Source organism: Pelosinus fermentans DSM 17108 (assembly GCF_000271485.2).
GTDB classification, from domain to species: domain Bacteria; phylum Bacillota; class Negativicutes; order DSM-13327; family DSM-13327; genus Pelosinus; species Pelosinus fermentans.
In genome coordinates, this window is record NZ_AKVN02000001.1 from 764,326 (window position 1) to 788,739 (window position 24,414).

The 24,414-nt window shown below is 42.2% G+C and carries 26 protein-coding genes; 24 read left to right on the top strand and 2 right to left on the bottom strand.

All coding sequences use genetic code 11. The features are described 5' to 3' along the window. The first annotated feature begins 17 nt into the window (after positions 1-17). The 3 genes from FR7_RS03455 (at position 18) to ilvB (ending at position 4,406) form a co-directional block, all read left to right on the top strand. The gene (locus FR7_RS03455; protein WP_007938914.1) at positions 18-1,562 is read left to right on the top strand and encodes a 2-isopropylmalate synthase; all 1,545 of its coding nucleotides are present in this window, start codon (positions 18-20) and stop codon (positions 1,560-1,562) included. A 72-nt stretch (positions 1,563-1,634) separates the two neighbouring features. After that, entirely contained in the window at positions 1,635-2,708 is a 1,074-nt protein-coding gene (gene leuB, locus FR7_RS03460) for a 3-isopropylmalate dehydrogenase (RefSeq protein WP_007952039.1), read from the top strand. Between the two features lie 24 nt (positions 2,709-2,732). After that, the gene (ilvB, locus tag FR7_RS03465) at positions 2,733-4,406 is read left to right on the top strand and encodes a biosynthetic-type acetolactate synthase large subunit (RefSeq protein WP_007952041.1); all 1,674 of its coding nucleotides are present in this window, start codon (positions 2,733-2,735) and stop codon (positions 4,404-4,406) included. 189 nt (positions 4,407-4,595) lie between these two features. Here the strand turns inward: ilvB and FR7_RS03470 are convergent, their stop codons facing one another. Next, positions 4,596-5,765, bottom strand: a complete 1,170-nt coding sequence (locus tag FR7_RS03470; protein ID WP_007952043.1) for an aminotransferase class I/II-fold pyridoxal phosphate-dependent enzyme — start codon at positions 5,763-5,765, stop codon at positions 4,596-4,598. Then, a complete protein-coding gene (locus FR7_RS03475; protein ID WP_007938938.1) occupies positions 5,762-6,241 on the bottom strand; it encodes an Lrp/AsnC family transcriptional regulator in 480 nt (159 codons plus the stop codon). Before FR7_RS03475 ends, FR7_RS03470 begins: the two co-directional genes overlap by 4 nt. Before the next feature lie 452 nt (positions 6,242-6,693). Here FR7_RS03475 and FR7_RS03480 point away from each other — a divergent pair, with 452 nt between their 5' ends. From FR7_RS03480 to flgF, 21 genes are all read left to right on the top strand, one after another. Further along, positions 6,694-7,110, top strand: a complete 417-nt coding sequence (locus FR7_RS03480; RefSeq protein ID WP_007938940.1) for a deoxycytidylate deaminase — start codon at positions 6,694-6,696, stop codon at positions 7,108-7,110. A 21-nt stretch (positions 7,111-7,131) separates the two neighbouring features. Next, positions 7,132-7,791, top strand: coding sequence for a nucleoside triphosphate pyrophosphohydrolase family protein (locus tag FR7_RS03485; RefSeq protein ID WP_007938942.1), 660 nt, complete (start codon positions 7,132-7,134; stop codon positions 7,789-7,791). Between the two features lie 94 nt (positions 7,792-7,885). Then, a complete protein-coding gene (locus FR7_RS03490; protein WP_007938943.1) occupies positions 7,886-8,914 on the top strand; it encodes a glycosyltransferase family 4 protein in 1,029 nt (342 codons plus the stop codon). 182 nt (positions 8,915-9,096) lie between these two features. Continuing rightward, positions 9,097-10,272: a non-hydrolyzing UDP-N-acetylglucosamine 2-epimerase gene (gene wecB / locus FR7_RS03495; RefSeq protein WP_007938945.1), complete on the top strand. Its 1,176-nt coding sequence runs from the start codon at positions 9,097-9,099 to the stop codon at positions 10,270-10,272. Positions 10,273-10,571: 299 nt separating this feature from the next. Beyond that, positions 10,572-10,784, top strand: coding sequence for an AtpZ/AtpI family protein (locus tag FR7_RS03500; RefSeq protein ID WP_007938946.1), 213 nt, complete (start codon positions 10,572-10,574; stop codon positions 10,782-10,784). Positions 10,785-10,812: 28 nt separating this feature from the next. Further along, positions 10,813-11,196 carry an ATP synthase subunit I gene (locus FR7_RS03505; protein ID WP_007938947.1) on the top strand — a complete coding sequence of 128 codons (384 nt, stop codon included), beginning with the start codon at positions 10,813-10,815 and terminating at the stop codon, positions 11,194-11,196. A gap of 65 nt (positions 11,197-11,261) precedes the next feature. Beyond that, entirely contained in the window at positions 11,262-11,933 is a 672-nt protein-coding gene (atpB, locus tag FR7_RS03510) for a F0F1 ATP synthase subunit A (protein WP_007952047.1), read from the top strand. Positions 11,934-12,002: 69 nt separating this feature from the next. Continuing rightward, positions 12,003-12,254 carry a F0F1 ATP synthase subunit C gene (atpE, locus tag FR7_RS03515; RefSeq protein ID WP_007938949.1) on the top strand — a complete coding sequence of 84 codons (252 nt, stop codon included), beginning with the start codon at positions 12,003-12,005 and terminating at the stop codon, positions 12,252-12,254. A gap of 75 nt (positions 12,255-12,329) precedes the next feature. Beyond that, positions 12,330-12,833: a F0F1 ATP synthase subunit B gene (gene atpF, locus FR7_RS03520; RefSeq protein WP_007938950.1), complete on the top strand. Its 504-nt coding sequence runs from the start codon at positions 12,330-12,332 to the stop codon at positions 12,831-12,833. Next, positions 12,827-13,393: a F0F1 ATP synthase subunit delta gene (locus FR7_RS03525; RefSeq protein ID WP_007952048.1), complete on the top strand. Its 567-nt coding sequence runs from the start codon at positions 12,827-12,829 to the stop codon at positions 13,391-13,393. The genes atpF and FR7_RS03525 overlap by 7 nt, the downstream gene beginning before the upstream one ends. 2 nt (positions 13,394-13,395) lie before the next feature. After that, entirely contained in the window at positions 13,396-14,922 is a 1,527-nt protein-coding gene (gene atpA / locus FR7_RS03530; RefSeq protein ID WP_007938952.1) for a F0F1 ATP synthase subunit alpha, read from the top strand. Between the two features lie 5 nt (positions 14,923-14,927). Then, a complete protein-coding gene (gene atpG / locus FR7_RS03535; RefSeq protein WP_007952049.1) occupies positions 14,928-15,776 on the top strand; it encodes an ATP synthase F1 subunit gamma in 849 nt (282 codons plus the stop codon). Positions 15,777-15,798: 22 nt separating this feature from the next. Continuing rightward, a complete protein-coding gene (gene atpD, locus FR7_RS03540; RefSeq protein ID WP_007938954.1) occupies positions 15,799-17,208 on the top strand; it encodes a F0F1 ATP synthase subunit beta in 1,410 nt (469 codons plus the stop codon). Between the two features lie 3 nt (positions 17,209-17,211). Continuing rightward, the gene (locus FR7_RS03545; RefSeq protein ID WP_007952050.1) at positions 17,212-17,625 is read left to right on the top strand and encodes a F0F1 ATP synthase subunit epsilon; all 414 of its coding nucleotides are present in this window, start codon (positions 17,212-17,214) and stop codon (positions 17,623-17,625) included. 120 nt (positions 17,626-17,745) lie between these two features. Further along, a complete protein-coding gene (locus FR7_RS03550; protein WP_007952052.1) occupies positions 17,746-18,501 on the top strand; it encodes a YwmB family TATA-box binding protein in 756 nt (251 codons plus the stop codon). A 62-nt stretch (positions 18,502-18,563) separates the two neighbouring features. Then, entirely contained in the window at positions 18,564-19,841 is a 1,278-nt protein-coding gene (gene murA / locus FR7_RS03555; RefSeq protein WP_007938958.1) for a UDP-N-acetylglucosamine 1-carboxyvinyltransferase, read from the top strand. Positions 19,842-20,192: 351 nt separating this feature from the next. Continuing rightward, positions 20,193-21,185 carry a stage II sporulation protein D gene (gene spoIID, locus FR7_RS03560; protein ID WP_007938960.1) on the top strand — a complete coding sequence of 331 codons (993 nt, stop codon included), beginning with the start codon at positions 20,193-20,195 and terminating at the stop codon, positions 21,183-21,185. A gap of 56 nt (positions 21,186-21,241) precedes the next feature. Then, entirely contained in the window at positions 21,242-21,967 is a 726-nt protein-coding gene (locus FR7_RS03565; protein ID WP_007952054.1) for a M23 family metallopeptidase, read from the top strand. 153 nt (positions 21,968-22,120) lie between these two features. Next, entirely contained in the window at positions 22,121-22,387 is a 267-nt protein-coding gene (gene spoIIID, locus FR7_RS03570) for a sporulation transcriptional regulator SpoIIID (protein ID WP_007938964.1), read from the top strand. A gap of 152 nt (positions 22,388-22,539) precedes the next feature. Further along, positions 22,540-23,568 (top strand): rod shape-determining protein, encoded by a 1,029-nt coding sequence (gene mreB, locus FR7_RS03575; protein ID WP_007938965.1) that lies wholly within the window; start codon positions 22,540-22,542, stop codon positions 23,566-23,568. A gap of 47 nt (positions 23,569-23,615) precedes the next feature. Next, positions 23,616-24,359, top strand: coding sequence for a flagellar basal-body rod protein FlgF (gene flgF / locus FR7_RS03580; RefSeq protein WP_007938966.1), 744 nt, complete (start codon positions 23,616-23,618; stop codon positions 24,357-24,359). The last annotated feature ends 55 nt before the right edge of the window (positions 24,360-24,414 follow it).

Consider the following 24,414-nt stretch of genomic DNA (forward strand, 5'->3'; position numbering starts at 1 on the left):
AGGACAGAGGTGTTGGTATGGAACGAAGAATTAAGATTTTTGATACCACACTACGTGACGGTGAGCAGACGCCTGGCGTATGTTTGGATATGCATGAGAAACTGGAAATTGCCCGAAGTCTGGTAAAATTAAATGTGGATATTATTGAAGCGGGTTTTCCCATTGCTTCTCCAGGGGATTTTAAAGGTGTCAGTCAAATTGCAGAATGTATAAAAGGTCCTGTAATTGCAGGCTTGTCCAGAGCCAATAAAAAAGATATTGATGCCGTGGTGGAAGCTTTGAAGAAAGCTGAGCGCCCTCGGGTTCATACATTTATAGCCACTAGTGATATTCACATGGAATATAAATTGAAAATGTCCCGTGACCAGGTATTGGCGGTGACAGAAGAATCAGTACGGTATGCGAAACAATTTATCGAGGATATTGAATTTTCCGCAGAAGATGCTTCTCGGTCTGACTGGGGTTTTCTCTGCCAGGTATATGCCAAAGCCATCGCAGCAGGTGCGACGGTTATTAATGTACCTGATACAGTAGGGTATACGACACCTGATGAATACGGCGCCTTAATTCGCCATTTACGGGAACATGTGCCTGGTATTGATAAGGTCGATATTAGTGTTCACTGTCACAATGATTTAGGGCTGGCTGTGGCGAATTCTCTGGCTGCTGTGCAAGCTGGTGCTACCCAAGTGGAGTGCACGATCAATGGATTGGGTGAACGGGCTGGAAATGCTGCATTAGAAGAGTTGATTATGGCCTTTTATACTCGCCGGGATTACTATAATGTAACTACTAACATTGATACAAAACAAATTTATCGTGCCTCTACCCAAGTGAGTGCATTGACAGGTGTGGATGTGCAGATTAATAAAGCGATAGTGGGTGATAATGCTTTTGCTCATGAGTCTGGCATACATCAGCACGGTGTTATGAATAACTCGCTGACCTACGAAATTATCTCTCCGGAAGTGATCGGGATGAGTCGTAATTCCATTGTGCTGGGAAAACATTCAGGCAGACATGCCTTTGAAGATCGTTTAAAGCAGCTGGATTATAATTTAGATAGTGAGACTGTTAATATACTGTTTGCCAAATTTAAAGATTTGGCGGATCGCAAAAAAGTGGTGTTTGATCAGGATATAGTAGCCTTGATTATTGACAAACCTTCTGTCCATCCTGCCTGGTATCGTTTAGTTTCCTATCAAGTGGTGAGCGGCGGCAGTGCAAATGCTGCAACAGCTTCTGTACGATTAGAGACAAGTAATGGTATCACGGAAGAAGCAAGCTGCGGTGATGGTCCGGTAGATGCAGTATTTAAGGCGATTGAACAGGCGGTAGGTTTCGCTGTTGGCTTAAAGGATTATCAATTAAAAGCCATTACTGCCGGCGAAGATGCTCTGGGAGAATCAACTGTATGGATCGAGTACAATGGTGCAGTATATAATGGACGAGGCTTAAGCACAGATGTGATTGAAGCAAGTGCCAGAGCGTATGTTAATGCGATTAATAAACGATTGACAGCATGTGGTTATCCCGAGGTTCGAAAAGCCGCCGCGGAGTGATGCTGGCGAAGTAAATAGCAGCTGCAGGATGATCTATGCTGCAGTTGATTTAGTAGGTCAAGGAGAAAAATGATGAGCGAGAAACGAATTGTTGTGATCCCTGGTGATGGTATTGGGGAAGAAATAACAGCTGCAGCAGTCTGTATACTGAAAAAAGCAGCAGGAAAGAGTGGAATACAATTACATGTTGAGCGCCATCTGGCTGGCGGTGCGGCCATTGATGCATATGGTCTTCCTCTGCCGGATAGTACCATTCAGGCTGCCAAGAGGGCAGATGCCATACTGCTTGGAGCAGTTGGCGGTCCTAAATGGGATGGGGTTGCTCCTGAGATTCGAGCGGAAAAAGCGATTTTAGGATTGCGCAAGGAATTAGGGCTATATGCGAACCTGAGACCCATCCGCGTAGCAAAAGCATTAATTGAATTTTCCCCTTTAAAACCAGAGGCAATTTCTGGTGTGGATATTTTATTAGTACGAGAATTAAATGGCGGTATTTATTATGGCGCGAAAAATGAAGCGGCAGTGGTAAACGGTGTGGAGCAAGCATCGGATCTAGAGATTTACAGCACTCCTGAAGTGGAGCGGATTGTAAAGCTGGCCTGCCAGGCAGCCCAATTACGGCGCAAACAGGTAGTATCTGTAGATAAAGCCAATGTCTTGGCTTCCTCTCGCTTATGGCGTAAAACAGCGCAAGAGACTGCCGCCCAATATCGGGATGTCACCTTGAGTCACCTTTATGTCGATAATTGTGCGATGCAGTTAATTTTGGCACCGAAGCAGTTTGACGTAATTGTAACTAACAACCTGTTTGGAGATATATTGAGTGATGAAGCTGCTGTCCTAACGGGATCGATTGGCATGTTGCCGTCGGCTAGTCTGGGGGATGGAACCGGTTTATATGAACCGATCCATGGTTCGGCTCCTGACATCGCAGGTAAGGGCTTGGCCAATCCGGTAGGGACCATCTTGTCAGCAGCCATGCTTCTTCGTTATTCATTAGGCGCTGAAGAAGCAGCGGCAGCAATTGAAAAGGCCGTGGATCAAGTTTTGGTTCAAGGATATCGTACAGTGGATTTGTATAAGCCGGGTTCAACTAAAGTTTCAACGGAAGAAATAACGAGTTTGATTGAGAAACAACTTGGTTAACGTCTTCATTAGGAGGTAACTTGTATGAAGATATCTGGTGCCCAGGGGATCATAGAATGCTTATTAGAGCAAGGAGTCGACACGGTTTTCGGTTATCCGGGAGGGCGTATTCTGCCTCTGTATGATGCGATATATGAAGGACAGATACGCCACATCCTTACGGTGCATGAACAAGGGGCTATCCATGCAGCAGATGGTTATGCCCGCGCTAGCGGCAAGGTAGGAGTTTGTATTGCTACCAGTGGTCCGGGAGCTACCAACTTAGTAACCGGTCTTGCCAATGCCTATTTAGATTCAGTACCCTTAGTCGTTATTACCGGGCAGGTTTCTACAGATCTCATTGGTGCTGATGCATTCCAAGAAGTGGACATCACTGGGATTACGATGCCGATCACAAAACATAATTTTTTAGTGAAAGATGCTGCAGCCTTGCCTGAAATCATGCGATTTGCTTTTCGGATTGCCTCTTCAGGACGTCCAGGTCCCGTATTGATTGATGTACCTAGTGATATTCAAATGGCTTTATTTACCTTCAACAAAGAAGAGGAGCAGGAAAAAAATAAACCCAGGTTTCAATGGGAGTTGTCAGAACTGGGAAGTTCGCTGATTGATAAGGCGGTAGCGGTGCTGGAAGCAGCAAAACAGCCAGTGATGATCGTTGGAGGCGGTGTGGTTTCATCTGGAGCTTATGAACAGGTTGTTGCTTTGGCTGAAAAGATGAATGTTCCCGTTGTGAGCACTCTGATGGGACTGGGATCATTTTCTTCTGAACATCCATTATTCTTAGGATTAACAGGGATGCACGGACATAAAAGAGCCAATCTTGCCGTTCATGGTGCTGATGTGGTCATTGCTATCGGCAGCCGTTTCAATGATCGGGTAACAGGTAATAAGTTCAAATATGCAGAAGGAAAAACGCTCATTCACATTGATGTAGATCCTGCCGAATTGGATAAGAATGTTTCCACCCATATTCCTTTAGCGGGGGATGTGAAACAATTGGTAACGACACTGTATGAGCGGATGGAATCTCTTAATCCCTGTCTATGGTGGAAGGTGATCCAGGAATGGAAACGGGAATTTTCAGCAAAACCGGATGGAGATGTTCTTTCAGCCCCATGGATGCTAAAGCAAGTGGCCGAAAGAACAAAGGGAAAGCCATTCCTTTTTGCGACAGATGTAGGGCAGCATCAAATGTGGGCGGCTCAGAATCTTCACATAGAGACTCCCCGGTCTTGGATTACCTCTGGCGGCTTAGGTACGATGGGATTTGGTCTTCCTGCTGCTATTGGTGCTCAGATCGCCATGCCGGCGAAGCGGGTGATTGCCATTGTTGGTGATGGGGGCATGAAAATGACGGGCTGTGAACTTTTTACCGCAGCCAGTCAGGGGTTGCCTTTGATTACCATTATTGTGGATAACAGTTCCTTGGGAATGGTGCGCCAATTGCAGCAGCTGTTTTATAAACAGCGGTATTCAGAGTCTTTATTGCCGGTGCCTATGGATTTTGTCTGTTTTGCAAAAGCCTTTGGCATTGAAGGTACATTGACTACGACCCAGGAAGAATTCCTGGCGGCATTTTCCGCTGCAGTGGAAAGCAGCTGTCCACGGGTGATTATTGTCAAAATCCCTACGGAACAGATCGTTACCCCCATGCTGAAGCCGAATTCACCATTGGATACATTTATGGATATATAGTAAAACAAAGAGACCTAAGCATTATAGCTTGGTCTCTTTGTTTTATAGTATCACCAGAATGTATAAAGTTCTAAGAAAAACGTTAAACGCGAAGGCGCGAAGAAATACAAAGGACACGAAGCGGTTTTGTGGTTCATTCAAATTCTTCGTGTCCTTCCTAGTCTTCGTATCTTCGCGGTTCAAAATGTTTTATTTTTTAATACTTTCAATAAATCGTCCAATGCGTTCAAGGGCTTCTGTGATATTTTTAGTAGAGGTAGCATAGGAACAGCGGACGAAGCCTTCGCCGCTTTCGCCAAAGGCATCGCCTGGCACTAAGGCTACTTTTTCAGTCATGAGAAGTTGTTCGGCAAATTCTAAAGACGTTAGACCTGTCTTTTTAATGGAAGGGAAAATATAAAATGCTCCTTTGGGTTCAAAACAATCCAGACCCATTTGGCAAAATCCATTGAAAATTAAACGACGGCGATAATTGTATTCTGATACCATATGTTCTACGTTCTTTCCGCCGCTCTTTAGGGCTTCAATCGCTGCAATTTGTGCTGTGATGGGAGTACATAACATCGTATATTGATGGATTTTCGTCATGGCAGCAATGAACTCAACATTGGAAACTGCATAACCAATACGCCAGCCTGTCATGGCATAAGCTTTGGAAAAACCATTTAACACGATGGTGCGATCTCGCATGCCAGGTAAACTGGAGAAGCAGGTATGAGTTCCGTCATAGGTTAATTTGGCGTAAATTTCATCAGAAATAACAATGAGATCATGTTTTAGTGCAAAAGCAGCAATGCCTTCTAAATCTTCTCTGCTCATAATCGCACCGGTGGGATTATTGGGATAACCGATCAGTAATATTTTGGTGCGAGGCGTCACATATTCTTCTAATTGCTCTGCTGTGATCCGAAATTCATTTTCTACTTTGGTGGGTATGGTAATGGGAGTGCCGCCTGCCAATGCGACGCAGGATTTATAAGATACGTAGCAAGGCTCGGGAACAAGAACTTCATCACCAGGACCTAGCAGGGCCCGCATGGCCAAATCAAGACCTTCGCTGACCCCAACGGTTACAAGAACTTCTTGGCGGGGATCATAGGTTACCTGATAATCCTTATGCAGGGATTTTGTAATTTCTTCACGAAGCTCGAGAAGTCCATAATTGGAAGTATAGGAAGTATAGCCGCGGTGCAAGCCATGAATACAGCTTTCCCGTATATGCCATGGCGTGATAAAATCCGGCTCCCCGACACCCAAGGAGATTACGCCTTTCATTTCGGCAGCGATGTCAAAGAAGCGGCGGATGCCTGAAGGCGGAATGGCTTTAACCGCTGGTGCTATGCGATCAGACCAATTCATGGTGAAATCACCAGCCTATGTTCTTCTTCTTCATCCTTAATGATAACGCCGGCATATTTATATTTTTTCAACATAAAGTGAGTTGTAGTACTGACAACCCCGTCAATGGTAGATAATTTAGTAGAAACAAAATCGGCGACTTCTTTTAGGCTGGTTCCTTCGACAGTAACCGATAGATCGTAACCCCCTGACATTAAATATAAGCTGCGTACTTCCGAATAACGATAGATGCGTTCAGCGATGGCGTCGAAGCCTACTTCACGCTGAGGGGTAATTCTTACTTCAATTACAGCAGTAACATTATCCACCCCCGCCTTTTCCCAATCAATGATGGTTTGGTATTTTATAATGACTTTTTCATCTTGATATTTTTTTATCAGTGCGGCAATTTCCTCTGCAGGTTTATTTAGCATAATTGCCAATTGCTCCGGGGTTTGGGTATGGTCTCTTTCTAGACATTCTAAAAGTTCTTTCATCGAAATATTTCCTCCTTGCTATTTTAAAGAACACTGTATTTTTTAGAATACCACATATGCTGAAAAAAAGTACATGGATTTACAAAAATAATATGATGATTCTTGAAAACAATGCGCTTATTGAAGAAAAAAACAATGAACCATTATATTTATTGTTAAAAAAAGTGCCAGTATCCTTCTTATTTTAAGCAAGAAAGATTTTATAGGTGGAAAAAAAGATGAGATTGATGAACCACAAAGGCGCAATGCCGCTGTCGCGGCACACAAAGGAAAACACAAAAAAATATATTAACCTTTGTGTCCTTTGCGCCTTTGTGGTTCAATTCGTTTTCTTTTTTAAAGAATGCGTTAGCATTTTGTATTCGCTAATTCTTTTTTTTCCTTTTTTATAGTATAATTGGAAAGACGTATGTATAGCATTTATAATGAATCGCTAATTAGAGGGGACATGTATGCGGAAGAACTGGGATTTATATTTTTTGGATATTGCATTTCAGGTAGCGGAGCGCAGTACCTGCTTAAGACGGCAGGTGGGCGCTGTGATCGTAAAAGATAAAAGAATCAAAGGTACTGGCTATAACGGCAGTCCAGCGGGGTTGCCTCATTGCATCGATGATGGCTGCGCTATGCTGGATGGACATTGTATACGCTGCATTCATGCGGAGCCCAATGCCCTGCTGGAATGCACTCCTGATGAAAGGCGAGGAGCTACTTTGTATTGTACCGACAGGCCCTGTCCTGAGTGCCAGAAGCTCATCATTACTTCTGGTATTACAAAAGTAGTATATGGGAGAGATTATAATCCCCATACAGATTGGTTTGCACTATCTTCTATTGAAGTAGTATACATGCCAAAAGAGGAAATGTAATTTTATCCTAGGAGGAGCATTGTGATTGAGTCGATTTATCTGCCAAAGCTGAATAATCTAACTCCTACCTTAGATTCAACGCTGCTGAAGATTATGGAAGAAGCTGGTGAATTAGCTCGGGCGGTGCTGCACTTCTTGCCATATGAGAATATGCTGTCTGCTAAGGAAAATATTCCAAAAATCGCAGAAGAATTGTTAGAAGAAGTAGCAACTGAGTTATTAGATGTAGCGCAAACCTGCGTTACCATGCTGTTTGTGATGGAAGAATCCTATGGTATAGAAGTGGATGCCTTAATTGATGAACATATTGGGAAATTGACACGTAAAGGATATTTGTTTGATCATACGCTGTTATATAGTATTACAACGGTAGGTGCATTTAAGTATTTAAATTTACCCAGGCTCATTTTAGATGATGTGACTCTCCTAACGACGGTTTGCAAAATTCAAGAAGAAATAGGAGAATTTACGCAATTTTTGGGAAAAAGATCAGGGGCATCAGGTGAAAAACCGGAATTAGAGATGCAGGCTGCTTTGTTAGGCTGTGCTTATGAGCTGTTAGATGTGGCGCAATGTTGTTTTACCATGATGTATATTCTGGCAAAAAAGTATCAGGTTAATATGGAAGAGTTATTAGCAGGACACATAGCCAAACTCAGACGAAAGGGCTATTGTATTTGATCGAAGCAAAGAATTTTACTAAAGTAGAATCCGTTTGACAAGGGTATTAGCGTGATGTAAAATGGGATTGTTGCGTAGAAATGAGGTGCTGATTATGCAAACATATATTGTGGCGTTTACGATTGCTTTAGCGGTTGCTTACTTTGCAACACCGCGGGTAAAAGATTTTGCTATAAAAGTCGGAGCATTGGATGCTCCAGATGATCGAAAAGTGCATACGAAACCCATTCCCCGGATGGGCGGATTGGCTATTTATGCAGCCTTCGTGTTGGCTGTGTTAGCAAGTATGTACGTAAGCCGTGAAGTTATGGGGCTGCTAGTAGGCGGTACGGTCATTCTAATCGTAGGTATTATTGATGACTTAAAACCATTGCCGGCGAGGGTGAAGCTGTTAGGTCAAATCATAGCAGCGGCTGTGCTGGTCATGTTCGACATTAAGATTGAGTGGCTAACCAATCCTTTTGGAGAAATGATTTATGTAGAATACTTGGCAATACCATTGACTATTTTGTGGGTGGTTGGCTTAACCAATACAGTTAACTTGATTGATGGATTGGACGGATTGGCTGCAGGAGTATCTACCATTGCGTCAGTTACGATTCTATTAGTGGCGCTGCAGCAAAATTTTTGGACTGTGGCTGTGTTAACCGCAGCGTTAGCTGGGAGTGCGTTGGGTTTTTTACAGCATAATTTCAATCCTGCAAAAATATTTATGGGTGACACAGGAAGTATGTTTTTAGGATATATGTTAGCTGCGATATCCATTCTCGGTACTGTGAAAAGTGCGGCTACCATTGCCTTGATTGTACCGATTGTAGCTTTAGGTTTGCCGATTTTGGATACGGCTTTTGCAATTATTCGCCGTTACATGAGTGGACGTCCTATTTTTAAACCCGATAAAGGGCATTTGCATCATCGATTATTAGAGATGGGGCTTACGCAAAAGCAAGCTGTATTATTAATGTATGTTATGAGCGGCTGTTTAGGTTTGAGTGCTATTGCCTTAACCGAGGTGAATAAATCCTTTGGGGCGTTTATTATTGTTGCTTTGCTGGGTATTGCCTTTGTTGGCGCGAAAAAAATAGGTGTCCTAAAGGCAACGAAGTCAATTGAAAGTCACTGAGGATACATTTTGGGCGGGCATTATGCCTGCCCATTTTTATTCATTGTTCTTATATAGCGTGTAGAAAAGCAAGAATTTTATATTTGATCTTCGCTTCTTCGCGTTTCAAAATGTTTTTTGTCTTGCTGAAAGATAATATAGCCTTTTCAAACAATAAAGTGGATTTAAAGGGGAGTATGTATATGTCACGTATTAAAGTCATGACTGTATTTGGGACAAGGCCAGAAGCGATTAAAATGGCTCCGGTTATTTTAGAACTCAACAAGCATCCAGAACATATTATACCGATTGTAGCAGTTACTGCCCAACATAGAGAGATGTTAGACCAAGTACTGCAATTGTTTCACATTGTGCCAGACTATGATTTGGATATTATGTCTCAAGGACAAACCTTATTTGATATCACTTCCCGGGCTATGTACGGGCTAAATGAAGTGTTGAGTAAGGAAAAGCCTGACATTGTTTTGGTGCATGGAGATACAACCACTACTTTTGCGGGAGCGTTGGCTGCCTTTTATCATCAAACAGCTGTTGGTCATGTAGAGGCTGGCCTTAGGACCCATAATAAATATTCACCATTTCCGGAGGAAATGAATCGGAAATTAACAGGTTCCTTGACCGATATCCATTTTGCTCCAACAAAAACAGCAAAAGACAATTTAATAAGAGAAGCAATAACAGCCGATGCTGCTTTTGTTACGGGCAATACTGTAATCGATGCGCTGCTGACGACTGTGGAGAAAAACTATCGATTTGCCGAGGACGTTTTGGCGAATATTGATTATACGAAAAAACGGGTTATTTTAGTAACGACTCATCGGCGTGAAAACTTAGGGGAGCCCATGAGACATGTATACCAAGCCTTACGGGATATTGTGACAGAGTTTGAAGATGTGGAAGTTGTTTTTCCAGTCCATAAAAATCCTCTTGTGCGGGATGTTGTCAATAGTGAATTAGGCGGTATCGAAAGGGTGAAATTAATTGATCCTTTAGAGTATCAGCCATTTGCCAACTTATTGGCTCGTTCTTACCTTGTCCTCACTGATTCAGGCGGTGTGCAGGAAGAAGCTCCGGCATTGGGAAAACCTGTGTTGGTGCTGCGGGATAATACAGAACGCCCAGAAGCGATTGAAGCCGGAACGGTAAAGTTGATTGGTACAGATAAGGAACGAGTGCACCAAGAGACACGATTATTGCTGGCTGATTCGGGGGAATATGATCGTATGGCAAATGCTTGCAATCCTTATGGCGATGGACAAGCTTCCAGACGAATTGTAGAAACGATTTTATGGAAATATGGCTTTTCCCAAGAGAAACCAAGTCAGTTTGGTGATTCTTGCGAACTTAGGAAAAAATAAGATTGATACAGGTGAAGACTACTCCTTTTGAGTGCTAGGAACGCCTATTCGCCGGATTTGTGGCTCTGAGGCTCCCGCTAATTTAAAGAAGGGAATCTTAGAGCTGTTTATTTATGGCATTAGATTGGCAGCAATTTGTGTAAAAAAGACAAAAAAAGGATAAGAAAATACCATTGTATACATAGATAATGGCAGGAGTTTCCTAGTGATTGTCGAAACTTAAACAAATAAAATAGAAAAAACTGACTCTGTAGTCAATTTTTTAGAATCATTTTATAATTCTCATAGAGGTGGATGCCATGGGAAAAGATAAAAATACATTGTTAAGTGCATTCAGTACAGCGGCATCCATTGGTTTTTATTTGGTATCCTCTGTAGCAGCAGGCATATTGTTAGGCAGGTTAGTAGATGGATATTTTACGATTGCTCCTTGGGGAACCGTGTGGGGCATTGTGCTGGGTATGATAGCGGGAATGTGGTCCATATATAAGAAAGTGGTAGGAGGAAAATAGAGAGTAATTCTTTGCTTTCTGGATCAATATGCAAGAATATGTTGTTGAAATAAAAAAAACAATCATGCAAATGATGATATGGGGCAGTTTGATCTGTGCTGCGGCTTACTTTACAGGATATTCTGGAAAGATAGCCGGATTGATGATCGGGATTTTCACAAGTGTGATTTATTTATTATTGATGAGTTATCGTGTAAAAAGAAGTTCTGAAATGCCTGTAAAACGGGCAATACTATATACGCAAATCGGTTGGCTCATACGGCTGGGTTTTATCATTGCGATGCTGCTAATGTCCATAAAACTACCGGGAATTGATTTTCAGTCAGCTGTATTGGGCTTATTTACTCTGCAGATTGTTTTATTCTTGCAAGCTGTTGTGCTTGTTACCAAAAGCTTTTTCGTAAGATCATAGTTGCATAGACGCAAAAAAAAAGCAGCGTTTTAGCATATTTGTATTAAAAAGAAAGGAGGGAGGATATGGAACACGGTCATGAAATTGGAAGTCATTCCTTAGCCCATTTTGCAGGTTTAACCTTTAATATGGATACGCTAATCATGACTTGGATTACGATGGCAATTGTCATTGTACTAGCAATAGCTGCGACCAGGCGAATGGAACTTCGTCCGCGGGGCTGGCAGAATTTCTTAGAAATGGCTGTCATGTATTTGCTCGAGCAAATGGAAACAAATATGGGATCGAAAGGTCAAAAATTAGCGCCGCTCATTATTACACTATTTTTGTTTTTAGTAGTAGGTAATGAACTTGGACTAATACCGGGTTTTACATCGCCGACTAATGATATTAATACGACACTGGGATTGGCATTAATGATTATTGTAATTGTTCATGTTCTGGCAATCAAAAACAAAGGGTTTACAAAGTACATCAAACATTATTTTGAGCCTTATATACCTTTTGTAGTTATTAATATTATTGAAGAGGTTGCCAAGCCAATTACATTATCATTTCGTTTATTTGGTAATATTTTGGCTGGGGAAATTCTACTGCTGGTCTTAGGTATGCTGGTGCCCTATTTTGTACCTACGTTATGGCTGGCTTTTAGCGTGTTTGTTGGTATTGTGCAAGCATTCATCTTTACCATGTTGTCAATATCCTATCTTTCAAACTCGATGCAAGATGGTCACTAGTAAGGTGTAAAGACTGTTAATACAGATGTTAATCAAATAAATTAAAAGATTTTTAAGGGGGATTTTATTGTGGAACATGCAATTATCGTAGCTGCTTCCGTTTTAGGGGCAGGACTTGCCATTGGTTTGGCTGCAATTGGTGCTGGTGTAGGTAATGGTACTGTAACGTCAAAAGCAATTGAGGGGATGGCTAGACAACCAGAAGCTAAAGGTACAATTTTGGTTAATATGTTGATTTCTGTAGGTTTGATTGAAGCAATTCCAATCATTGCTGCTGTAATTGCCATTGTATTGGTATTTGCCAATCCGTTTATAAAATAAGGTTTTATAAGGTTGCTGGCATGAAGCTTTCTTGCCAGTGTCTTCTTTATACCGTTCAAAGAGGAGGTGCTCTCATTGGTTGAATTGAATGGAACGCTACTAGCGCAAATTGTAAATTTTCTGCTTCTAGTTGCCATTCTTGCAAAATTTGCATATAAACCGCTAATGCAGATTTTGGCAGAACGTCAAAAAAAGATTGCTGATGCGATTGATGCTGCAGAATGTGAAAGGCGAGAAGCGGAGCAGCTGAAGCTGGAGTATAAACAACAGTTGGTAGAAGCGCGGTCTAAAGCACAAGTGATTGTGGAAAATGCTGAGAAATTGGCAGAAGAAAATAAAGAAGAAATTTTAAAATCTGCGCGAGCAGAAAGTGCTTATATTTTGCAAAAAGCACAAGAAGAAGTGGCGAGAGAACGTGAACTGGCTTTAGCACAGCTTCGAAGTGAAGTAGTAGCTTTATCTATGGCAGCTGCAACTAAAATTGTAACAGAAAAGATGGATACAGAACTAAATGCTAGGATGGTGTCTGATTTCATTGAAAAACTCGATGATCAGAAAATAGGTGGTCTGCCATGCTAGCCAATCAGTTAGCCGTGAAATATGCTCAGGCCCTTTATGAATTGACCGCTGAAAAAGATATGCTGGATATAACGGAACAAGAGCTGCGTTTAGTGGAAAGTACGATTGCTTCTTATAATGACTTATCAACATTGATTTATCATCCCCAGGTACTGGCCCAAGCAAAAAAAGAAACGATACATAAAGTTTTTGGACAAGATGTTCATGAAGTTGTCCTTAACTTTTTATTGTTACTGGTGGACAAACGGCGGGAAGGAATTTTACCAACGATTATTTATGAATATGTAAATCTGGCAAATCAGGCTCGAAATATTGTAGAAGCTGAAGTAACCTCAGCCTTGCCTCTAGACGAAGACCAGCATACAGCACTTGTAAATAAATTAAGTTTGGTAACTGGCAAAAAAATCGTATTAAAAATACAAATTAATAAAAAGATTATTGGAGGAATCATTGTCAAGATAGGTGATAAGCTCATCGATGGCAGTGTTGCCCGCCAATTAGCGACATTGAAAAAAGCGCTTTTAAATAATGAAGTGACGGGGATTGAGGTGACAGACTAAATATGAACATCAGGCCAGAAGAAATAACTGCGATTATTAAACAGCAGATTGAAAATTATCAAGTAGACCTTAATGTCGATGATATTGGTACTGTTATTGAGGTTGGAGATGGTATTGCTCGTATTCATGGCCTCGCCAAAGCAATGGCAGGTGAATTATTAGAATTTCCTCATGAAGTATATGGCATGGTACTGAATCTTGAAGAAGACAATGTAGGTGCGGTTTTACTAGGGGGAGAAACGTTAATCAAAGAAGGCGATACAGTACGCCGTACAGGTCGTATTATGCAGGTTCCTGTTGGCGAAGCAATGGTTGGACGAGTTGTCAATGCCCTCGGTCAGCCCATTGATGGAAAAGGTCCTATTCAGACCACTGAGTTTCGCCCCGTTGAATTCTTGGCTCCCGGCATTGCAGCTCGTCAATCCGTTAAGCAGCCGCTGCAAACTGGTATCAAGGCCATTGACTCGATGGTTCCCATTGGGCGCGGACAGCGTGAGCTCATTATCGGAGACCGTGGTACCGGAAAAACAGCCATTGCCGTTGATACAATTCTGAATCAAAAAGGGCAGGACGTAATTTGCATCTATGTGGCAATTGGGCAAAAAGCATCTACGGTAGCTCGTGTAGTGCATACTCTAGAAGAAAGCGGCGCTATGGCTTACTCTATTGTTGTTGTTGCCTCGGCATCAGACAGTGCACCGCTGCAGTACATAGCCCCTTATGCCGGTGTCGCTATCGGTGAGTATTTCATGTATAAAGGTGGTCATGTACTTTGCGTATATGATGATTTATCCAAACATGCCGTAGCCTATCGTGCCATGTCACTATTGCTGCGTCGTCCTCCAGGACGTGAAGCGTATCCAGGTGATGTTTTCTACTTGCATTCCCGCTTGTTAGAGCGGGCCGCCAAACTATCCGATGAATTAGGCGGCGGTTCTATTACCGCATTGCCAATTATTGAGACATTGGCAGGCGACGTGTCCGCATACATTCCGACCAATGTAATTTCCATTACGGATGGTCAGATTTTCCTGGAAAGTGAAATGTTCTACGCGGGTGTCAGACCGGCGATTAATGCTGGCTTGTCAGTATCACGGGTAGGGGGTTCTGCTCAAATTAAAGCCATGAAACAAGTCGCAGGACGTTTGCGTCTTGATTTGGCGCAGTATCGGGAATTGGCAGCTTTTGCTCAGTTTGGCTCTGATCTTGATAAAGATACGAAAGCTTCTTTAGATAGAGGACAACGTACCGTTGAAATATTAAAACAGCCTCAATACTCTCCGGTAGTGGTGGAAGAACAAGTCATGATTATTTATACGGCCATTAATGGCTATATCGATGATGTTCCTTTGGCGGATGTGGCTAAGTTTGAACGGGATTTTATCAAATTCTTACGATCGAACCATCCTGCTATTGGAGAAACCATCAGGGAATCAAAAGTTCTGTCTACGGATACGGAAAATGCCCTGAAAGAAGCGATTAAAGAGTTTAAAGAAACATTTCTGACTGATGATAAAACGGCGAGGTGATGTAAATGCCTAATGCACAGGATATACGCCGCCGTATAAAAAGCGTAAAAAATATTGAACAAATCACCAAGGCTATGAAAATGGTGGCGGCCGCAAGGTTGCGCAGGGCCCAAGAAAAAGCTGCTGCAAGTCTTCCTTATACACAAAAAGTACGAGAAGTGCTGGCAAGCGTAGCGAGTCATGCAAGTGATCTTTCTCATCCTTTGCTGGAAGTAAGAGAAGTCAAAAATATTGCTTACTTAGTGCTGAGCGCTGATAAGGGATTAGCAGGAGCCTATTCTTCTAATGTGATCAAAGAGGTGCTGCCCCGTATAGCAGGTAAAAAGAACAGCAGTGTGATTGCCGTTGGGCGTAAGGCAAGAGATTATTTTAAACGCCGGGGCTATCGCATTGATGAAGAATTTACCGGCTTTTCGGAAAAACCTACCTTGCAGCATGCGATCAACATCGCCAGATCTGTAGGGGAAGGGTTTAAAAGCGGCAGATATGATGAGATTCATTTGGTCTACACTGTGTTTCATTCTGCCATTACCCAAAAGGCTACCAGTGTAAAACTTCTGCCTATTGAAGATGTGGCGGGAGCAGATGCCAATCCTTCAGACTACATTTTTGAGCCTTCAGCGGAAGAAGTTCTGAGTCACTTAGTTCCTCAATATTTAGAAACGACGATTTATGGGGCATTACTTCAGGCATCCGCTAGTGAGCTGGGAGCTCGTATGACAGCCATGGGTTCTGCGACTGATAATGCAGAAGAATTAATTGCAAAATTGATTTTAAATTATAATAAAATTCGCCAGGCTACCATTACTCGGGAAATTTCCGAGATCGTGGGCGGCGCCGAAGCGTTGAAGTAAAAAGAAAAGGAGGGGGAACCCTTTGAGTACAGGTAAAGTGATACAGGTTATTGGACCTGTTGTTGATATTGAATTCCCTCCGGAGCAGCTACCTGCCATCTATAACTCTGTTAAAATCGCAGATACGTCTACAGACGTAGAAGTCAGCCTAACAGTAGAGGTTATGCAGCATCTTGGAGACAACCTTGTTCGCTGCGTTGCCATGTCTTCTACGGATGGTTTGACTCGCGGTATGCAGGCGATAGATACTGGCGCCCCAATTAAAATTCCTGTGGGTAAAAGTACGCTGGGCCGGGTATTTAATGTACTAGGTGATACAGTAGACAATAATGAAGCCCCGGTAGAAGCGGAAGATTATTGGCCCATCCATCGTCCGGCACCAAGTTTCGAAGAGCAAGAGACATCGACGCAGATTCTGGAAACGGGTATTAAAGTCGTAGATTTGATCGCTCCTTATTCCCGGGGTGGTAAAATTGGCTTGTTTGGCGGCGCGGGTGTAGGAAAGACCGTACTGATCATGGAGCTTATTCGCAACATTGCAACGGAACATGGCGGGTACTCTGTATTTGCGGGTGTAGGTGAACGTACCCGTGAAGGGAATGATCTTTGGGTAGAAATGCAAGAGTCTGGTGTTATTGAAAAAACCGCATTGGTATATGGACAGATGAATGAACCGCCAGGAGCCAGAATGCGGGTTGCTTTGACAGGTCTTACTATGGCAGAATATTTTCGTGATGTAGGCGGTCAGGATGTATTGTTCTTCGTGGATAATATTTTCCGCTTTATTCAAGCAGGCTCAGAAGTTTCTGCATTGTTAGGACGTATGCCGTCAGCAGTAGGCTATCAGCCAACATTGGCGACAGATGTAGGGGCATTGCAGGAACGTATTACCTCCACGAAAAAAGGTTCGATTACTTCTGTACAAGCCGTATATGTACCTGCAGATGACTTGACAGATCCAGCTCCTGCGGCAACCTTTGCCCATTTGGATGCTACGACTGTACTATCCAGACAAATTTCTGAGCTGGGTATTTATCCTGCAGTGGATCCCTTGGATTCCACATCCCGAATTGTTGATCCTAACATTATTGGGGAAGAGCATTATCATGTGGCCAGGGGGGTACAGGAAGTGCTGCAGCGTTATAAAGAGCTGCAGGATATTATTGCCATCCTGGGTATGGAAGAATTATCGGATGAAGATAAACTTACCGTATCCAGAGCACGTAAAATACAGCGTTTCTTAAGTCAGCCTTTCTTTGTGGCAGAAGCTTTCACGGGTACGCCAGGTAAATACGTGCCATTAAAAGAAACCATTCGAGGCTTTAAAGAAATTTTAAGCGGCAAATATGATGCTTTGCCGGAGAACGCCTTCTATATGGTTGGTTCCATTGATGAAGTGGTGGAAAAGGCACGGACAATGAAAGGGGAATAATAAATGGCGAAAACAATTCGGCTGGATATTGTTACCCCAGAGAAAATAGCTTTTTCTACTGAGGTTAGTATGGTGATTGCTCGAACGACAGCTGGGGATATTGGTATTCTTCCAGGGCATGCTCCCCTGATTGCTGCATTGGCGATTTGGCCTCTTCGCATCATCACAGATGGTGAGGAGATACCAATATCCATGTGTGGCGGCTTTATTGAGGTGCAGCCTGAAAAAATTACAATATTGGCAAATTGTGCGGAGCTTCCAGAGGAAATTGATGTTGAACGGGCCGAAACGGCCAAAGCACGTGCACAGAGTCGTTTGCGTGATAGTGACTCAGACGTTGCCAGAGCGGAAGTCGCCCTCAAAAGAGCTATGGTTCGCTTGCGGGTTGCAGAGCATAAGAAACAAAATAAAATGTAAATCAAATACAAAAAGCAGACTGGGTAATCAACTCAGTCTGCTTTTTGTATATCCCATCGAACAAGTGGCAAGAATAGGCATATAGAGTAAAAAGATAACCTGCTTTAAAGGATGGGAAGAATGAAAACTATTTTTAGATTGGGAATAATAATCGTATGCTTATTGCTAGTCTTATTTTCTACCATAGGATATGCGCCTGCTGCCTCTTCAGAACCATTACCTGCTGCCATGAAAGCAACTGGGGCACAATTGGAGGAATACAGCATAAATGCATGGGTGAAATTGCCGGAAGATCATTACAGTGATGAGGAATTGCAAAAGGTAGTAGAACAAGTTATGGAACAATTAGCAATGGACTTTAAAAGCGATGAGATGACTCACCAGCAAAAAAATAAAAATCGAATTGTAAAGGCAGAGCAAATTCGATCCGGTGATCATCTTGTTGTAATGGTTCAAGTTGTTCCCAATCCGAAAATTAGTGCAGGAGAAGAAGCCTATTTAGTGATCAATATGGAGTCATTAACAACAGAATATACCTCTATTATCCTCTTACAAGAAAAAATAAATAGGATTGTTAAAAAATTTGGTGATTCACCAAGGATTAGCACTTGCTTGATTGGTTGGCTTGATGGTAAACTAGTGGATGGAGAGTCAGAAAGTATGTTAAAAAGTGCTTTTTTGGCAATTGATGGCGTCATTGTTGATCAACTCCAGCAAGAGCAGTATGTAAGTGTTACTGGTTTTTCATCTGCAATGCAGGATTATCTGCAAGTTGGCGGCAAAAAAATCAATATCAATATTGCAATTCGCTATAGTCAGTATGATAATCGTACCTATGTGATTGTCGGGTCACCGATTATTACTCGGGAATATTAATTTGTAAACTTGAACTTTTTCTACGATCTATTTTAGTAGTGTTTTTGGGAGGATATAACCTTATGGAGAAATTAGTTATCCGCGGAGGTAACAAATTATACGGAACCATTAAAATTAGTGGTGCTAAGAATGCAGTGCTGCCTCTGATCGCAGCAACATTACTTGGTACATCACAAAGCACTCTTGAAGGCATACCTGATTTGGAAGATGTACGTACCTTCAGTCAAGTTCTTAAGCATTTAGGAGTAGCAGTACAATATAATAAAGAAGAGCAGATGATGTTTGTTGACAGCACGGTAATCAGCAATTGCGAAGCACCTTATGAATTGGTGCGCAAAATGCGTGCTTCTTTTTTGATTATGGGTCCTTTGCTGGCTCGTTACGGGCATTCTAAGATATCATTGCCAGGTGGCTGCGCCATTGGCACTCGTCCTATTGATCTGCATTTAAAAGGTTTTGAGGCATTAGGTGCTAAAATTGATATTGGTCATGGATATATTGAAGCTACAGCGCCGAATGGATTAACGGGAGCACGAATTTACCTGGATTTTCCCAGTGTAGGTGCTACAGAAAATATTATGATGGCAGCTAGTATGGCCAAAGGGCAGACAATTTTAGAAAATCCGGCTCATGAACCGGAGATTGTAGATTTAGCCAATTACTTAAATACCATGGGAGCAAATGTTCGGGGCGCAGGTACAAATGTAATCAAAATTGAAGGTGTACCTGAATTAAAGGGCAAAGTGTATGAAGTGATTCCTGATCGCATAGAAGCTGGAACCTATATGGTAGCAGCAGCTATGACAGGGGGCGACTTATATGTGGAAAATGCCTTGCCTGAACATTTAAAACCAGTGATTGCAAAATTAAAAGAAGCGGGTGCGACCATTGAAGAGGATATAAATGGTATACGCGTTAAAAGTGATGGCAAACTGCGAGCCATTGATATCAAAACCTTGCCGTATCCTGGTTTTCCTACAGACATGCAGGCTCAATTTATGGCAATGACGACAATATCTCAAGGGACAAGCGTAGTGAGTGAAACTGTATTTGAGAATCGTTTTATGCATGTAGATGAACTAAAACGCATGGGGGCCAATATCAAAATTGATGGGCGAAGTGCAGTAGTGGAGGGCGTAGCCGCATTAACTGGCTGTCCGGTGAAAGCTACAGACCTTAGAGCCGGAGCTGCTTTAGTACTAGCAGGTTTAGTGGCCGAGGGGGAAACCGAAGTGGGATATCTTCATCACATTGACCGTGGCTACGATGGTCTAGTAGAAAAATTATGCGGTGTTGGCGCCGATATCAAACGTGTTTGTACAGTGCAGTCTAAAAAATAATAAATAAATTTGAAACTGGCGGGATATGAATCTCGCCAGTTTTTTTAGGGTACGTAAATTTGTCATTGCGAGCATAGCGAAGCAATCCCCTCCTTGTTAGAGAGATTGCTTCACTCTGTTCGCAATGACAAAAAAAATAATTGAATCGCGAAGACGCGAAAATTACGAAGAACACGAAGACTACATCTATAATGTTCCTTCGCGTCCTTTGCAATTCTTCGTGACCTTCGCGGTTCAAAATGTTTATTCTTTTTGTTCGGAAGGATGCGTTAATGATTTGGTTCCCAGTCATACTTACCCCAGGCTTGGCATAGGATGTAGTACTTATGTAGAGCAAGAGGAGGGGCATGTGTGAAGAAGGTACTAGCATGGACGGTTTTGTTGGTGCTGGTGTTGGTGATTGTTATTCCGATTCTAGTGATAGGCGGTTTTCATGGAGAGCCAAGGCAGGGTGGGAGTGCTAAAATGGCAAAAGGCGATCATATCATCATCAAAGTTTATTTTCATGAACAGCAGAAAATTGTTGAAATGAAGTTAGAAGACTATTTAAAAGGTGTAGTAGCGGCAGAAATGCCTGCTGAATTTGAACTGGAAGCTTTGAAAGCCCAGGCAGTGGCAGCGCGGACGTATGCTGTGAAGAATATGACAGCCTTTGGGGGCAGCGGTCTGGCAGAACAGCCTGGCGCTGATGTGAGTACCGATTACAAGCAAAGTCAGGCATGGGCAAATGAAGAGACGCTAAAGAAACGATGGGGGAGTAACTATACAAAATTCTGGAACAAAATTAGCAAGGCAGTTGAGGAAACAAGTGGTGAAGTTGCTACTTATAATGGGGAATTCATTCAGGCAGTATATCATTCAACCAGTGGGGAAAGGACAGCAAGTGCAAAAGAAGTATGGGGGTTTGACTATCCTTACTTGCAAAGTATACCCTGTACATGGGATCAAAAATCTCCCCGATATTATGATAAAAAAGAATTTTCTTTTGCGCAGGTGGAACAACTATTAGGCCCAGAAACGCAAGTCGTAGCTGCCATGCAAAATAATAGCAGTGGAGCTATGGCTATTTTGAATACCACGGAGTCTGGGCGAGTTGGTCAAATTCGCATTGGCAGCAAAGTATTGTCTGGAGCAGAGGTGAGGGAAAAGCTGGATTTGCGCTCTAATAATTTTAATGTAGAGCTAAAAGATAATAAGATCGTTGTCAATACAATCGGTTATGGGCATGGTGTGGGTTTGTGCCAATATGGAGCCAATGGCATGGCGAAAGAAGGCATGGATTATCGGCAGATTATTACGAAATACTATACTGGCGTGGCTCTTAAGAATATAAACGCCTACTAAATAGAAGACTGTTTAAAAACATTTTTTATCGGACATACTGAGTATGAGGTGATAGTATGTCAAAATTAAAAATTCCTGCCTTAGCTTTTATCACGCTGCATTTAAAAAAAATAAATACAAGTTTATACAGACGACGTTTTTATCGAGAGCAGATCCCCTTTAAAAGCCTGTATACTGGTGCATGTTTGTTAATGCTGGCAAGTGTACTAGTAGCATCTGTGTTTATAACGATACATAAGAAAGAGCAGAATATTGTTGTCATACCCCAGCAGGATCAGGAAGAACAAGTTTCTGCTCCTGCTGGGGTATTGATCGTAGACGAGAAAGCAGCTTTACCTCAAGAAGCAGCTTCGGCATCTGCGCCAGTGGCAAAAGTCCAGCCTTCTGCAGAGGATTCAGGGCGCTTTCTAGGAGTAAAAGGTGAGATAAAAGTAAAGTTCGGCTGGTATTTACATCCATTGTATAACGATTGGCGTTATCATACAGGAATTGATGTAATGGGACATAAGGGGCAGAGCGTATCGGCCATACAGAATGGGCAGGTAACTGAAATATACCAGGATGCAAATAGCGGATTAACCGTAGTGGTAAAACATAAGGATTATCAAGTGTACTATGGATCTCTTTTGAAGGCTGCCGTTGAGAAAGGAGACTTTATTCAGGCAGGACAAGAAATAGGAAAAATGGGCAGCTGTGATGCCGAACCGTATGATCATCTACATTTAGCAATCAAAGAAAATGATGACTATGCAGATCCTTTACTGATAATAAACAAAGACTGATTCTTATGCGCGTAATAGGATGCCACTTTCTAGATCAGTTCGTAAATAACAAGCTAATAAAAAAGTAGCCTTTAAAAAGCACAGTAGTGCTTTTTTTTATTTTGTCCGCATATATATATGTTAGCAAAGCAAGGGTGAGGGGGCAGAAAGGTTATGAAGGATTATATCCGTAAAAGGGTATTGGACATTTGTCAGCACATTTTGGAGAGCAAGCATACGGTGCGGCAATCAGCCATAGTGTTTGGGGTAAGTAAAAGTACGGTGCATAAGGATATGATAGAAAGATTGCCGCTCGTGAATAAAAAAATGGCAAACCGTGTAAGGGTGATATTAGAACAAAATAAGGCGGAACGTCATATCCGCGGTGGAGAAGCCACGCGAAAAAAATATAAGGAAGCGGGAGAAAATAGCAAAAAATAAAGGATTTTTTTTATTCATGTAGAATGGAAGCAAGTGAAACTATTTTTTAAGGCGTTAATTAACCACAAAGGCAATGGCTGTAGTTTCGTAGTCTTTGTGGTTTAAATAAAAACTAAAGAATGGACAAGTAGGAGTAGGAGAGGGGATTATTCATGTTTGGAATGTCAATGGACATTGGTGTAGATCTAGGGACTGCCAACGTTTTGGTGTACATAAAAGGTAAAGGGATTGTATTGCGGGAGCCATCAGTAGTGGCGATCGATCGTGATTCCAATACAGTATTGGCCGTAGGAGAAGAGGCACGACGAATGCTTGGACGAACTCCCGGCAACATTATTGCTATTCGGCCACTGCGAGAGGGCGTTATTGCAGATTATGATACAACGGAAACCATGCTGCGTCATTTTATCAGCAAAGTGGTTCCCAAGAACTTCTTTTTTAAACCTCGTATCATGGTTTGCATACCTTCCGGTGTCACAACAGTTGAAAAACGGGCAGTCTTAGAGGCTGCAGTGCAGGCTGGTGCTAAAAAGACTTATTTGATTGAAGAACCCTTAGCTGCAGCTCTTGGTGCAGGATTGGATATTTCAGAACCATTTGGTTCTATGGTGGTTGATATTGGCGGGGGTACGACGGATGTAGCAGTATTAAGTTTGGGCGGTATTGTAGTGAGTGAATCACTAAGGGTTGGCGGAGATAAGTTCGATGAGGCTTTAGTGCGTTATGTGAAACGCGAATATAACGTGATGATTGGTGAGCGTACTGCGGAACAGATCAAAGTGACGATTGGCACAGCATTGGTCTCGGGTCGTAATGAAAGTATGGAAATTCGCGGGCGGGATTTAGTTTCTGGCTTGCCGAAAACGTTACGCATTACATCAGCTGAAACCTTTGAAGCATTAAATGAGTCTGTGTCCTTGATTGTTCAACGGGTGAAAACGGTACTGGAAATCACTCCTCCTGAATTGTCATCAGACATTATGGATCGGGGCATTGTCATGACTGGCGGTGGTTCGATGCTTTATGGTTTGGACAAGCTGATTCAGCAAGAGACTGGTATTCCTACCTATTTAGCAGAAGATCCCCTTTCCTGCGTGGCATTAGGTACAGGAAAAGCCTTGGATTCTTTAGGTTCTCTAGAAGATAGTCTGACAACATTAAAAAGAGGCAGTATCGCCTAGTCAAGGGATGTCCGTAAAATTTTTGAGAAGGAAAAAGGAGTGATTACATGATTCGCGGTTTATATACAGCTGCTTCTGGTATGCTGGCAGAGGCAGAACGTATTGATGTTACCTCCAATAATTTAGCAAATGCGAATACTGCTGGATTTAAAAAGGATGTAGCTGTTACTAAAGATTTTGCTAACATTTTAATTACTCGTGTTAATGATGGTGATGAGGCCCCTGCTATTGGCCGTATGGGGACGGGAGTTATAGTGGATGAAGTGGCAACGACCTATACTGGCGGCTCCATAAGAACGACGGGGAATGCCTTTGACTTAGCAATTGAAGGAAGAGGTTTTTTTGCAGTGCAAACTCCTCAGGGCTTGCGATATACACGCAACGGCACGTTTGCAAAAAGCATACGAAACCAATTAGTTACAAGTGACGGATATCAGGTGTTAGGCGAAAATGGTCCGATTGTGATCGATGGCAACAAAATGTCGGTTGACGGAAATGGACGTGTGATAGTTGATAATGAGGTAGTAGGACAGCTAAGAATGGAAGAATTTGCCGATGAAAAACAGCTTTCCAAGGAAGGGTCGAGTCTATTTGCTGCAGCCCAAGGTGCACAAGTACAGCCGGCAGCTGGTAGTGTAATACAAGGAGCTTTAGAAATGTCTAACGTGAATGTTGTTGGAGAAATGGTGAATTTGATTACTAATTATCGTTCCTATGAAATAAATGCTAAAGTAGTACGTTCTCATGATGATTTATTGGGAAAGGCTGCCAATGATATCGCAAAACTATAAAACTTTATTTTTTATTTAAGATTTTGCTCTATTGTGGCGATATTATAAGTAGGAT

What these genes read in the sequence shown, in the direction of transcription:
- wecB (WP_007938945.1), top strand. Translation starts at nt 9,097, where the DNA reads ATGTCACGTATTAAAGTCATGACTGTATTTGGGACAAGGCCAGAAGCG.
- ilvB (WP_007952041.1), top strand. Translation starts at nt 2,733, where the DNA reads ATGAAGATATCTGGTGCCCAGGGGATCATAGAATGCTTATTAGAGCAA.
- FR7_RS03565 (WP_007952054.1), top strand. Translation starts at nt 21,242, where the DNA reads ATGTCAAAATTAAAAATTCCTGCCTTAGCTTTTATCACGCTGCATTTA.
- mreB (WP_007938965.1), top strand. Translation starts at nt 22,540, where the DNA reads ATGTTTGGAATGTCAATGGACATTGGTGTAGATCTAGGGACTGCCAAC.
- atpB (WP_007952047.1), top strand. Translation starts at nt 11,262, where the DNA reads ATGGAACACGGTCATGAAATTGGAAGTCATTCCTTAGCCCATTTTGCA.
- FR7_RS03490 (WP_007938943.1), top strand. Translation starts at nt 7,886, where the DNA reads ATGCAAACATATATTGTGGCGTTTACGATTGCTTTAGCGGTTGCTTAC.
- FR7_RS03480 (WP_007938940.1), top strand. Translation starts at nt 6,694, where the DNA reads ATGCGGAAGAACTGGGATTTATATTTTTTGGATATTGCATTTCAGGTA.
- FR7_RS03505 (WP_007938947.1), top strand. Translation starts at nt 10,813, where the DNA reads ATGCAAGAATATGTTGTTGAAATAAAAAAAACAATCATGCAAATGATG.
- atpA (WP_007938952.1), top strand. Translation starts at nt 13,396, where the DNA reads ATGAACATCAGGCCAGAAGAAATAACTGCGATTATTAAACAGCAGATT.
- FR7_RS03525 (WP_007952048.1), top strand. Translation starts at nt 12,827, where the DNA reads ATGCTAGCCAATCAGTTAGCCGTGAAATATGCTCAGGCCCTTTATGAA.
- spoIIID (WP_007938964.1), top strand. Translation starts at nt 22,121, where the DNA reads ATGAAGGATTATATCCGTAAAAGGGTATTGGACATTTGTCAGCACATT.
- atpG (WP_007952049.1), top strand. Translation starts at nt 14,928, where the DNA reads ATGCCTAATGCACAGGATATACGCCGCCGTATAAAAAGCGTAAAAAAT.
- leuB (WP_007952039.1), top strand. Translation starts at nt 1,635, where the DNA reads ATGAGCGAGAAACGAATTGTTGTGATCCCTGGTGATGGTATTGGGGAA.
- FR7_RS03455 (WP_007938914.1), top strand. Translation starts at nt 18, where the DNA reads ATGGAACGAAGAATTAAGATTTTTGATACCACACTACGTGACGGTGAG.
- FR7_RS03470 (WP_007952043.1), bottom strand. Translation starts at nt 5,765, where the DNA reads ATGAATTGGTCTGATCGCATAGCACCAGCGGTTAAAGCCATTCCGCCT.
- flgF (WP_007938966.1), top strand. Translation starts at nt 23,616, where the DNA reads ATGATTCGCGGTTTATATACAGCTGCTTCTGGTATGCTGGCAGAGGCA.
- murA (WP_007938958.1), top strand. Translation starts at nt 18,564, where the DNA reads ATGGAGAAATTAGTTATCCGCGGAGGTAACAAATTATACGGAACCATT.
- FR7_RS03550 (WP_007952052.1), top strand. Translation starts at nt 17,746, where the DNA reads ATGAAAACTATTTTTAGATTGGGAATAATAATCGTATGCTTATTGCTA.
- FR7_RS03475 (WP_007938938.1), bottom strand. Translation starts at nt 6,241, where the DNA reads ATGAAAGAACTTTTAGAATGTCTAGAAAGAGACCATACCCAAACCCCG.
- FR7_RS03500 (WP_007938946.1), top strand. Translation starts at nt 10,572, where the DNA reads ATGGGAAAAGATAAAAATACATTGTTAAGTGCATTCAGTACAGCGGCA.
- FR7_RS03545 (WP_007952050.1), top strand. Translation starts at nt 17,212, where the DNA reads ATGGCGAAAACAATTCGGCTGGATATTGTTACCCCAGAGAAAATAGCT.